The organism is Natrinema sp. CRL1 (assembly GCF_059162405.1).
On the sequence record NZ_JBLVOY010000005.1, the window covers coordinates 200087 to 212837 of the forward strand.

At 57.8% G+C, this 12751-nt stretch carries 7 protein-coding genes; all 7 read left to right on the plus strand.

What is annotated here, in order from left to right:
* Positions 1-211: 211 nt before the first annotated feature.
* The 7 genes from ACJYUO_RS17590 (at position 212) to ACJYUO_RS17620 (ending at position 12527) form a co-directional block, all read left to right on the plus strand.
* Positions 212-1309: a Gfo/Idh/MocA family protein gene (locus tag ACJYUO_RS17590; RefSeq protein WP_494346640.1), complete on the plus strand. Its 1098-nt coding sequence runs from the start codon at positions 212-214 to the stop codon at positions 1307-1309.
* A gap of 777 nt (positions 1310-2086) precedes the next feature.
* The gene (locus tag ACJYUO_RS17595; RefSeq protein WP_494346641.1) at positions 2087-5176 is read left to right on the plus strand and encodes an FAD-binding and (Fe-S)-binding domain-containing protein; all 3090 of its coding nucleotides are present in this window, start codon (positions 2087-2089) and stop codon (positions 5174-5176) included.
* 174 nt (positions 5177-5350) lie between these two features.
* Positions 5351-6601 (plus strand): RNA-guided endonuclease InsQ/TnpB family protein, encoded by a 1251-nt coding sequence (locus tag ACJYUO_RS17600; RefSeq protein WP_494346642.1) that lies wholly within the window; start codon positions 5351-5353, stop codon positions 6599-6601.
* 1196 nt (positions 6602-7797) lie between these two features.
* The gene (locus ACJYUO_RS17605; protein WP_494346643.1) at positions 7798-8640 is read left to right on the plus strand and encodes a ParA family protein; all 843 of its coding nucleotides are present in this window, start codon (positions 7798-7800) and stop codon (positions 8638-8640) included.
* Positions 8637-9131 (plus strand): DUF7970 domain-containing protein, encoded by a 495-nt coding sequence (locus ACJYUO_RS17610; protein WP_494346644.1) that lies wholly within the window; start codon positions 8637-8639, stop codon positions 9129-9131. The genes ACJYUO_RS17605 and ACJYUO_RS17610 overlap by 4 nt, the downstream gene beginning before the upstream one ends.
* Positions 9132-9561: 430 nt before the next feature.
* Positions 9562-10572 carry an aromatic ring-hydroxylating oxygenase subunit alpha gene (locus ACJYUO_RS17615; RefSeq protein WP_494346645.1) on the plus strand — a complete coding sequence of 337 codons (1011 nt, stop codon included), beginning with the start codon at positions 9562-9564 and terminating at the stop codon, positions 10570-10572.
* A 797-nt stretch (positions 10573-11369) separates the two neighbouring features.
* Positions 11370-12527, plus strand: coding sequence for a glutathione-independent formaldehyde dehydrogenase (locus ACJYUO_RS17620; protein ID WP_494346751.1), 1158 nt, complete (start codon positions 11370-11372; stop codon positions 12525-12527).
* The last annotated feature ends 224 nt before the right edge of the window (positions 12528-12751 follow it).

The window sequence follows — 12751 nt, forward strand, 5'->3', positions numbered from 1 at the left end:
ACTGGTAAGACGGATCTACCGTCCCGATATCCGGTAGAGGCCGGTGGCTCACGTATCGACTATCCACGCGAAGCCCGAACAGTGCGCTCCAAACGGATCCTGAAGATATATTACAAGCGCTATCGATTTGCCAATCGTACCTCGAGAACGCGTCATCGTTCGATCCATGTATTCGTCTCGACGCTGTGGTCACGGCCGAGCAAATTTCACAATGGCATATAAGGCAGGCATCATCGGGACAGGTGGTATCGCTGGAATGGGAATCCTCGGAATGCACGACAAGGAGGTGATCGGTACTGAGAAGATCAAAGCCAGCCACGCCGGCGGTTACGAAACCGCTGACGAAATCGAGTTAGTCGCCGTTGCGGACGTCGACGAAGCGGCCCTCGAGCAGTTCGGCGACGCGTGGAATATCCCGTCCGAACGACAGTATCTCAGTCATGAAGCAATGCTTGAGTCCGAGACGCTCGACGTGGTTTCGATCTGTACTCCTTCGTACCTTCACGATGAACACACTATTGACGCCGCTCGGTCGGCGGCGGCTCCTGATGTCATTTGGTGTGAGAAACCGATCGCTTCGCAGGTCAGTGCCGCCGACACGATGATCGATGTCTGCGACGAAACCGATACCGAACTTCTCGTCAATCACTCCTTCCGCTTTACTGATAAACTCCGACAACTTCGAGAACTCGTTCGGACGGACGATATTCTCGGTGATGTCGTCTCCGTGAGTACGCAGTACCGCATGGAACTCCTGCGTAACTCGACGCACGTACTGGATACGCTGGTATACCTCCTCGATGCTCGTGCAGCGCAGGTCAGCGGGTATATCACCGGTGAGAACGAAGCGGTCGACTCGCTCGACGTCTCACGGAATATCACCGATTCCGGCGGCGGTGGACACGTCGTGATGGATGATGACACGTTCGTCACTGTCGACTGTACGATTCCACGAGCGTTGTCCTCGATGACACTCCAGTTCCTCGGAACCGATGGGAAACTGTACCTGAACAACGACGACGGCGAGTGGCGATACTGGACACTCGAGGACGGCGAACACGTCGAAACCGAGTTACCCGGAATCGACGGCGCGTGGACCTGGGAAGACGACTACACGGAGTCGTTTGCAAACGCCGCTAATCACATCGAGGACATGCTGAACGGTGATGAAGAAAATCGATCGCCCGGACGCGAGGCGATTCGATCACTCGAGATTATCGTCGGACTCTACCTGTCGCACAACACGGGGGGAACGATCGATATTCCCCTCCCACAACCACTCCGCGGGGTCACGATCACGTCTTGGTAGCACTGTCTTGCCTCCGCAGGTAAACCGCCTCGAAGTCACACATCCGAGGTGTTTTCACTCTTTCATCCGTCGGAAAACGCCGATTTCCTGTCTGACGGCGCTCGGTTCACATGGCCAATGGTCAGAGTGGAATCGAAACTCGTGGAACGTCGGCAGGTCGTAGGTCGGGTGTCGCATTGCCGGTAGACGAATTGATGTCGCGTTTCCGCCCCATAACGTTGCACGTCTAAAATGATTTGAAAGTAGAGAAATTAGACTTCTCATATCTCAAAAGATACGTTTAGAATACTGCCGGTTTCCAATTCCCTCCCTGTCGTCAACCGGTATTCATAGTGACGGGTGAAATTTGGAGGCGTTATGTGCTATCGGTTATTAGTGTGCCCTCCTCGAGGAGCTATCGTATGGACTATCCCACGAAAATGAACAAAGTGGCCTGAATAGAACTTGTATGTGGATATATACGTTTATATCCGTATCATACTGTGGATACTGATAGCACCTGATCTGAAAACGGTTTCATCGAGTATGGCATTAATCGAATCGCGATAGTTGTGGGCTATCGATCGGACTGCCGTATCACTCACGAACTCTTTTCCACCTCAATCACTACCGACCTCTATGACTTTCGATACATATACTAAACCGATAGTATCTCGAGAAAAGTATCGAATAGCTACTTGGATCGAGCACGAAACGACACCGAGTAGATCGCTCGTCGCGTTGTCGAACGCTTTATCTTTGTGAACCGTATGACGACTCATTCGAAGGGGTAGCTGAATGACTGCGAGATCCAACACCGCATTCGACGCAGGGGGCGAGACCGAGGCCGAAATCGACGATCAGCGGGCCACGTATGATTTGGTCTCGCCGGACGTAGATCGACCCGCACTGGTCGACGAGATCCGCGACCGTGTCGAGGGTGACGTCCGGTTCGATACCTACACGCGGCAACTGTACGCGACCGACGCGAGCGCATACGAACTGACGCCGATCGGCGTCGTCTACCCGACGTCGACTGCCGATGTCGCCGCGACCGTCTCGTACTGTGCGGACCGCGAGATTCCGGTCCTCCCACGCGGCGGTGGGACGAGCCTCGCGGGTCAGGCGGTCAATGAGGCCGTCGTCCTCGATTTCACTCGCCATATGGATGGCGTCGTCTCGATCGAACCCGATCACCAACGAGCCCACGTCGAGGCAGGGACAGTCCTCGGCGAACTCAACGACGCGCTCACCACCCACGGCTTGAAGTTCGCGCCCGATCCGGCGGCCGGGGACCGCAGCGCGATCGGCGGTGCGATCGGGAACAACTCGACGGGCGCACACTCGCTGGTCTATGGCAAGACAGACGCCTATATTGAGGAATGCGAGGTCGTCCTCGCCGACGGCACTGTCGCCACGCTCGGCGAGATAACCGTCGCTGAGCTCCGTGACTCCGCCGATCCTGACGGCTCGCTCCTCGAGCGGATCCACGCGGAAGTCGTCCGGATCATCGACGAGGACGGTGACGAGGTCCGAGACCGATTCCCCGACCTGAAGCGCAACGTTTCGGGCTACAATTTCGATGTCCTCATCGACGAAGCCGAGACTGGAACCGTCAACCTCGCGCGCCTGCTCGCGGGCAGCGAAGGAACCCTGGCCGTCGTCACCGAAGCCGAGGTGTCCCTCGAGCCGGTCCCGGAGACTAAGGCGGTCTCTCTGTTATTCTACGAGAGCGTACTCGATGCCGTGACCGACGTCCAGCACGTTCTCGAGCACGAACCGGCCGCGGTCGAGCTCATCGATAACGTGCTCCTCGGGTTGGCCCGGGAGACGACTGAATTCGAGGCGGCGGCGTCGCTCGTCCCCGACGAGGCCGAGGCGGGGCTGCTGGTCGAATTCTATGCCGAGGACGACGATCACGGCCGCGAGCAGACCGCCGGCCTCCTCGCAGACCGGGTTCCGGGGACCGAGACCGAGGGGACGCCGGCCGAGGATCGACCGGCAATCGACGAAACGATCGCGTTCGCCGGGCTCGAGGCCCACGACGAGGCCGAACGCGAGACCTTCTGGACGCTCCGGAAGGCCGGCTTGCCGATCTTGCTCTCGCGGACCTCCGACGAGAAGCACATCAGCTTCATCGAAGACTGTGCGATCCCGCCCGAACATCTCCCGGAGTTCGTCGAGCGCTTCCAGTCGCTGCTGGCCGAGAAGGGCCGTGACGACGACGCGGCGTTCTACGCCCACGCCGGGCCGGGCGTGCTTCACGTCCGTCCGCTCGTCGACACGAAGGCCGACCGGGATCGCGAAGACATGGTTGCTATCGCCGACGAAGTGACGGACATGGTCGTCGAGTTCGGCGGTAGCGTTTCCGGCGAGCACGGCGACGGCCGGGCTCGAACCCAGTGGAACCACAAACTCTACGGCGACGACCTCTGGCAGGCCTTTCGCGATCTGAAAACCGCGTTCGACCCCGACTGGCTGCTCAATCCGGGCAACGTCTGTGGCGACCACGACATGACCGAACACCTCCGGTACGACGGCGACTACGAGTACGACGCCGGGCTCGAGCCGTCGTTGAACTGGGACAACGAGAACGGCATGCAGGGGATGGTCGAACTCTGTCACGGCTGTGGTGGTTGTCGCGGCGAGCAGGAAACCACCGGCGGCGTGATGTGTCCGACCTACCGGGCGGCCGACGAGGAGATCACGGCGACTCGCGGCCGGGCGAACCTCCTCCGGCAGTCGATGAGCGGCGATCTTCCAGACGATCCCACCGACGACGAGTTCGCCGAGGAGGTCCTGGACCTCTGTATCGGCTGTAAGGGCTGCAAGCGAGACTGTCCGAGCGGCGTCGACATGGCGAAGCTCAAGACCGAGGTCATGCACGAGCGCCATCAGGAACACGGCGCGAGCCTCCGGGACAAACTGTTCGCTAACTTCGATACACTCGCCGCCGTCGGCAGTGCGTTGGCACCGGTCTCGAACCTTACCCAGTCGCTCCCCGGATCGGACGTGCTCGCCGAGAAGACGGTCGGAATCGCGAGCGAACGGTCCCTGCCCGAATTCAGCCGTGAGACGCTTCAGGACTGGTTCGACGCGCGCGGCGGCTCGCGCGTCTCTGAAGCCGAGGCTGAGCGCAAAGCGGTCCTCTTCGCGGATACCTACACGAATTACAGTCATCCGGAAGTCGGCAAGGCGGCGGTGCATGTTTTGGAGGCCGCGGGTGTCCACGTCGACGTGGCCGACCGGACCGACAGCGGCCGGCCGGCGCTCTCGAAAGGGTTCGTCGACGCCGCCCGCGACGCCATCGAAAAGAACGTGGCTGCACTCGAGCCGCGGATCCGCGAGGGCTGGGATATCGTCGTGGCCGAGCCGTCCGACGCCGTGATGTTCCAGTCCGATGCTCTCGACTTGCGGTCGGGCAAGGCCGTGGAGTCGTTCGCCGCGAACGCCTACGGCCTCTGTGAGTATCTGGATACGTTCCGACTCGACGAGGCAGTCGAGTGGGCAGCACCCGCCGACTCGGTCGTCTACCACGGTCACTGTCACCAGAAGGCGGAGAAGAAAGACCACCACGCCGTCGGCGTGCTCCGTCGGGCCGGCTACGCTGTCGATCCGCTCGACTCGGGCTGTTGTGGCATGGCCGGTACGTTCGGCTACGAGGCCGAACACTACTCGCTGAGCCAGTCCATCGGTGATATCCTCTTCGATCAGATCGAGGACAGCGGTGCCGAGGTCGTCGCCGCGCCGGGAACGTCCTGCCGGACGCAACTCGGCGACAGTCGGATCGAACCGGTCCCCGCCAGCAGTACTCTCGCTGGCACCGCGCTCGATGGCGATACGCCTCCGACCCCAATCGAACTGCTCGCACACGCGCTTCCCCGATAACCCGTTTCGATCGGTGCTATCGGTTACCTTCACAAATAACGATAATTTTACCAGAATTGAGGCGAGAAGGCTCCTTCCTCAAGGAGCGAGTATTGCGAGCGAGTAGGGAGGGGATGAATCGCCGCACGACAGTACAAGCCATTAAGTGAACACATCTCTAATCAAGGGATAGCGATGGAATACAGTCACCGCTACCCCGCATACCCGACACAACAGGTAGTGGCTGCACTGGATTCTCACATCGACATTCATCGCCAAGCGTACAACTATACGCTCTACGAATACGAAAACGTGGACATCGACGACATCTGTTCCGCGTACCAACACCACTATCGACTCACCGACTGGAAAGACGAATTCCCCATCTTCGCGGAAGTTAACTCCAAAGCACTGCAACGAACCGTCACTCGGTTCTACCAGAACCTCAACGGACTCTCCGAGCAGAAACAAAACGGACACAAGGTCGGGAAGCTCAAGTGGAAGTCACCAAAGGAATTCCAGAGTATGACGTACTCGCAGTCTGGCTTCGAACTCAAAAACACGAGTGGCCGACGCGCGACGCTCTGGCTCTCTAAAATCGGCGACATCCCGATCCGCTACCACCGCGAAATCCCCGATGAAGCCGATATCAAAGAAGTCACGATCAAGAAGGAGACAACTGGCGACTGGTTCGTCTCCTTCGGGCTGGAAACCGATGAGGCCGACCTGACCGAGAAACCCGACGTGAACTCGCTCAATACGAACAATAGCGTGGGTCTTGACCTTGGTATCCTCAACTACATTCACACCTCAGACGGTACGACTGTGGATTGGCTCAACCTCGAAGACGAGTACGACCGACTCCGTCACGAGCAACGCAAGCTTTCGCGGAAAGAGCAAGGGTCGAACAACTACGAGAAGCAACGCCGAGAAGTGGCGAAGGTCAAGCGACACATCCGTCGAAAGGTGCTAGACTACCAGCACAAAATCACGACGTGGCTCGTTCGCGAGTACGATGCTGTGTTCGTCGAGGACTTGGACGTGAAGGGGATGTTGGAGCAGTCACAGAACGCTCGCAACAAGCAGGACGCGGCGTGGCGTCAGTTCATCACTCTCCTCGAATACAAGGCAGACTTGTATGGCTGTCACGTCATGCAGGTGGAAGCACCAGGAACGACGAAGGAGTGCGCGAAGTGTAATGTGGAGACGGCGAAACCCATCTGGGTTCGAGAACACTCCTGTCCGTCGTGTGGGTTCAAGTGTGATCGAGACGCGAACGCGGCGATGAACGTCCTCAAGCGCGGCTTTTCTGAACTAGGGACGGGATGGCCCGAAGACACGCCTGTGGAGACTGCGCTCCCTACGGACACCCATTCGGTGTCTGCAAAGCACGTCATCGAAACAGGAAGCCCTACCCTCAATGAAGCCGCACCAGCGGCTGAGTAGGGTGGGGTAGTTCACCGTTGTGTTGCCGAGCACGGGTCAATGAACCCGTTCGGACGCGATTGAGGCGGTTCGGTCACTGATACTCGCGTTCCCTCTCGCTTCTACTGAGCGGGTGCCAGTCTTCGAACTAGATCGCGTTCGATCAACGAGAGTAGGAATTCGATTCACCGCTTGAGTATATCATCCCGTTTCGGCCATTTCGATATCTTGTCTAGATAGGCTAACCGATAAGTCTAACTAATTGGACTATCTTATTGGATAGGTCCTCTCCGAACTAGCTGCGACCTACCCTGTTAACCAGCGATCCGAACGCACGTTCTGCAAGACCTCGAGCGATCGAATCTCTCTGAGAGTTGCAGGTGTGTTCCGATCGGGTATCCGACTACTCGAGTCGACCGATCCAGCTATCGGGAGCACCAGCCACATCCACAACTTCCGATCGTTCAGTCCGCTGATTCCTGTCGTTCGGGTCGGTGTGTTCGCTGTGACTTCCGGTTAGATGTCCACCAGCGTCGGGAAACATCGATTAGACTATCTCATTAGGCTAACCAGTTATGCTTTCAGGTGAGGCCGGCGAGCAATCTGCTCTCGACAACGTGCCAATTCAGTACACCCAACTCGTCTTTCTCTTTCGAATGGCTTATCGGTAACCTTAGTCAGTCGAGACAGTTAGGGTATAAAGTTAGTCTTGCTAGTTAGGCCATCTAACAATCCCATCTAGGCTGTCTGTTTTTCGGTTAGGCTTCCTGAATAGGCGGACCGAATAGGTTCTTGGGTTCAAAGCCAAGCAGGGGGCTCTCTATAGGCTACTTTGTTAGTTATCTTCTTTGGCCTATTCGAATGGGCTAATCGAATAGGTGATCTGAATAGGCCATTTAGGCCAAAGTCCGGTGAGGGAGGCTCTATAAGCTACTTCATTAGTTAATCCATTTCGGCTATTCAAATGGCCTACTTGAATGGCCTAACTGGTATTACTCTTTTTCCTCCGGTTAGCCGTATCGAATCCGCTACCCGGCGCAGTTCTCTGCGTCCCGATCGACTCACTCGGGGGCTGTTCTCCTCGTTCTCTCCGGTTCGGCTGGGAGAGGATACTCGCTGAAGGGGGCCGTTTAGTTAGGCTAACCAATCGGCCTAACCGAACGGACTACTGAGTACGTATGGTGAAGTATTATATTCGAGAAGCCTAACTAACTCGTATGCTCACATATACGACCTACTCGGAGGCCGGCGGCGTCGGAAAGTCGACGATCGGTGCAGCGCTGCTCGAGGCCCACGCCAATCACGGGCTCGACGTGCTCGCGATCGATATGGACCAGCAAAACGGCTCGCTCACCTACCTCCTCGACATCGACGCCCCCCGCGACGACAGTCAGGCGGACAACATCGTTCGGCATCTGATCGACCGACCGAAGGGGCCCCTCGAGGATCTCATTTACGAAACCGAGTCCGGCTTCGATCTCCTCCCGAGTCACAACATGCTCGAGAACCTCGAGGACCTCCTCAATCGCGCACAGCAGATGGCCGACGATCTCGGCGAGGGCGATGACTTCGATCCCTACGACCGGCTTCGACAGGTGCTTCTCGAGTCCAGTATTCCACAGGAGTACGACGTGATCGTCGTCGATCCGCCGGCGACCGCGGGCCCCCACCTCTACAACGCCGTGTCGGCCACGCGAAGCTTAGTGATCCCCGTCGAGCCCACCGGCAAGGGAATGCAGAGCGTCCTCGGATTAGAGGAACTCGTCGACGGGCTTGAGGATCGACTCGAAGCCGAGATCGGCGTCCTCGCGGCCGTTCCGAACGGCGTCGGTCGGACGTCCGCTCAGGAGCGGTATCTCACGGAGATCCGCGACCGCGGCTATCCTGCCCCGGTTGCGATCCGCGAGCGCTCGTCTCTTTTCGAAGGCTGCTGGGATCAACAGTGTACGCCGCGACACTACGTCGAGGAATACCGCGACCGGCAGCGCGACCACGAGATGGAGACACTCGAGAAGATCGATCAGCTGGCGACGGAGATCGAGGAGGTTGACGACCGATGAAGAAGGGATCCGGGAGCGATCCGTTCGCAGAGGTCCAAGAGGAAGCGGAGGGTGCTGACGCGGAAACGGAGACGACCGAAGAGACGCCCACCAACGACGAGTCCGAATCAGACCCCGAACCAGAGCAGCCGGTCACCGAAGACGCGGACTCTGAAGTTGAGTCTGAGACGGAGACGGATCGGGATGATGAGAGCACCGCTGACTCGAGTGAGGGGATCATCGGCGAGCCACCACAAAACGGCGCTGACGATGGCGGCGTTCCCTGGGTTTACGTCCGGGATACGGTCAAGCAGGACCGCGAGATGGTCCAGTTCTATCTCCGGGATTACGTTGTCGACGCGGAGGGTGAGTTCGTCGATGCGGTCAGCGACGAACTCGGGACCGACGTTTCGAAGACCGACGTTCGGGAAGCGGCCTACGAGGCGGCGATGCACAACGTCGACGAGGTCGTCGACCGACTCGAGGCGTGGGGCTTCGAGTCGGAGGACTGACAAACGTCTGGTATTACTATAACCGTCAGAGACTGATAACCCTCAGACAGGACGGCAGTTGAGGTAGTACAGAATCAAATAGTGACAACCTGACGATATTTTCTATACTATTCATACTGCCATCTCAACGAATGACGATCGATTTTGATCGGCTAGTTCGATATTCCGTCTCGCTCTTCGGAGCGGATTAGGTGTCTCGTCCGCTGTGGCGCGCGACCCGATAGAAATGAAATGAACGTCCTCGTCGACGGACGGGGCGGTTCGAAATCCGGCAGAAGTGACCGCCTATGAAAGACGAATCGGTACCGGCCCTCTATCACGTATTTCATTCCGCCATCGATATCGGTCACCGACGCCACGACCGACCATATAATGGGATTCTATATAACTGGCCAACCCTTTTTACTAATTCACTCAATTGTGCTACTGTATGACGCAGTGGAACGACGCCAAGACGAAGCCGGTTAGTTCGGACATCACGGAGAAATCAAACGCGTTGCCGGCTCGCTACTTCACCGAAGACGATGTCTTCGAGATGGAGAAAGAGAAGGTGTTCGGCCAGTACTGGATCTACGCTGGCCACGTTAACAGCATAAGCGAGCCCGGCCAGTACTTCACGCGGACCATCGGCGGCCGTGAGCTGATCGTCGCTCGAGACGGCGACGGTGAGATCCGCGCCGTCGAGAACTTCTCGGCTCGCGACGGCGCGGCGCTCCTCGAAGACGCATCGATGACCGATCCCGAACAGGTCGATCCGGCCGCACTCGACGAATCGGAGTCGGTTCACGTCGACAGTATCGGCCCACTGATCTTCGTGAACCTGAGCGAGGATCCAATGGCGCTGGCCGAACAGGCTGGCGTCATGAAAGACCGGCTCGAGGCACTTCCGCTCGGAGAGTACGAACACGCGACCCGAATCGTCTCGGAAGTCGAGTGTAACTGGAAGGTATTTGCGAGCAACTATTCGGAGTGTGACCACTGCCAGGCCAACCATCAGGACTGGATCAAAGGCATCTCGCTCAACGACTCCGAACTCGAGGTGAACGACTACCATTGGGTGCTTCACTACACCCACGCTCAGGACGTCGAGGACGAGATGCGGATCCACGACGAGCACGAGGCGCAGTTCCACTACCTCTGGCCGAACTTCACGGTCAACATGTACGGTACCGCCGACGGCTACGGCACCTATATCATCGAACCGATCGATACCAACCGCTTCCGACTCATCGCGGACTACTACTTCCGCGACAGCGAACTCTCCGAAGAAGAGCGGGAGTTCGTCCGGACGAGTCGCCAACTGCAAGAAGAGGACTTCGAACTGGTCGAACGCCAGTGGCAAGGGCTCAAGACCGGCGCGCTCGCACAGGCTCAACTCGGCCCCAACGAACACACCGTCCACAAGTTCCACCAGCTCGCACAGGAAGCCTACAACAATTGAACTGAAGACGCTGTTTTTCGGATCTAACGGAGAGTACGAGAGCTACCCGCAAGTGAATAACGACGGTTGATGTTGTGTGTGTGATTGGCTGGACGAACGTCAACTCTGTACAGTTTTCTTTCGACACCAGATCCGTCGCAAGATGATGGAGCAATCAGTTCAGAGTCAGTACTGATTCGGCCGTCTCTTCGACGTTACCACGGAGTATCCTGCTCTCGGTGAAATTGGTCGATCTATGATAATAGAGGGCGTTCTGATGGTTCGTTCTGGTCCGTCTCCTACTGGACAGTCGGAGAGAAAGCGCATCTCAAAGAAAAGCACAGTCAGTCGAGACTTGATGGTAAAATTTTACATTTGATATATTGAGTAGCAATATCTTCTCACTCTCAAATCTCCGCTCGTGTTGCTTGGTGCGAGTGCTGTACATACCGGCGACCGAAGCGTTCGACAGAGGGCACGCGAGGCCACAGTGAATTCCGCGACTCAAACAGGATTTCTCCGCGTGTTGGACTGTCCCTGTCCGCTATCATCGTTGCGCAACCGGTAGTCAAAAGCGTGTCTCTGCTGTCGCCACTGACTGTTTCCCTGCCCAAAATGATAAATATATTACTTGTGTGGCTACGCTCTGACTCGTCGTGTCAGACTTCGAGAAGCATGCATGAAACGCATGGGAAATATACACGGTCTCTCCCACTATCGGTTGTGAATTTCACATTTTGTGTTCTAACCAATCCTCCACACATCGAATATAAGTACTACCCCATTGCAGGTTGGAGTGGAGATTTCGATCAATGTCAATGGATGCCGTCGTTTACAAAGGCGAACGCGAGGTATCGGTCGAAGAAGTCGAGGAGCCGCAAATCGAGCACCCGAACGACGTCCTGATCGACATCACGACGACGTGCATCTGCGGGTCTGACCTCCACATGTACGAGGGTCGGACGGCCGCAGAGCCGGGGATCGTGTTCGGACACGAGAATATGGGAATCGTGACCGAAGTTGGCGATGCGGTGACCTCCCTCGAGGAGGGCGACCGCGTTGTCGCGCCGTTCAACGTCGCCTGTGGCTTCTGTGAGAACTGTGAGAACGGCTACACGGGCTTCTGTACGAACGTCAATCCCGGATTCGCCGGGGGCGCGTACGGATACGTCGCGATGGGGCCGTATCAGGGCGGTCAGGCCGAGGAACTCCGCATTCCGTACGCGGACTTCAACGCGCTCAAACTACCCGACGGAGACGAACACGAGGATTCGTTTGCATTGCTCGCGGACATCTTCCCGACCGGTTGGCACGGCACGGAACTCGCCAACCTCGAGTCCGGTGACTCCGTCGCGATCTACGGCGCCGGCCCGGTGGGCCTGATGGCGGCCTACAGCGCCAAGCTCAAGGGTGCCGCGGAGATCTACGTCGTCGATCGCGTTCCCAGCCGCCTCGAACTGGCCGAGGAACACTGTGACGCGACGCCGATCAACTTCGAGGAGGGCGATCCGGTCGAACAGATCAAGGACATCCACGGCGGGGGCGTGGACAAGGGCGTCGACGCCGTCGGATATCAGGCGATCGACCCGGACAAGCAAGCCGACGATGCGTACGACCCCGCTCGCGAGAACCCGGCTGTCGTCATCAATAATCTCATCCGAACGGTCCGCCCGACCGGTGAACTCGGGATTCCGGGATTGTACGTCCCTGACGACCCCGGCGCACCGGACGACATGGCCGCACAAGGACGTCTCGGCATCGACTTCGGCCTCCTCTTCGAGAAGGGACAGGCGCTCGGTACCGGTCAGTGCAACGTCAAGGAGTACAATCGCGCACTCCGCGACATGATCATCGAAGGGCGTGCCGATCCCAGCTGGGTCGTCTCACACCGCGTCGACCTGGAGGAAGCACCGGAGATGTACGAAAGATTCGACAACCGCGAGGAAGGTGTCACGAAGGTCCTGCTGGAACCGTAACCCTCGCGCGATTGGACGCCTCCGTTTTTTGGCAGTACGTCACCTTCTCGTGCCCTGAGCTAACACACCATTCTGTGGAATACTGGACACTATAGAGTCGCTGAAACGGTGTACGCACTGATCGAACGCCGTCCATCGATCGGGGAATCACCGCGGTGGCAACCGTCAACTGTGGGGATCTCTGGACCTTGAAACGACTACCAAACGAATCCCGGCCTCGAGCG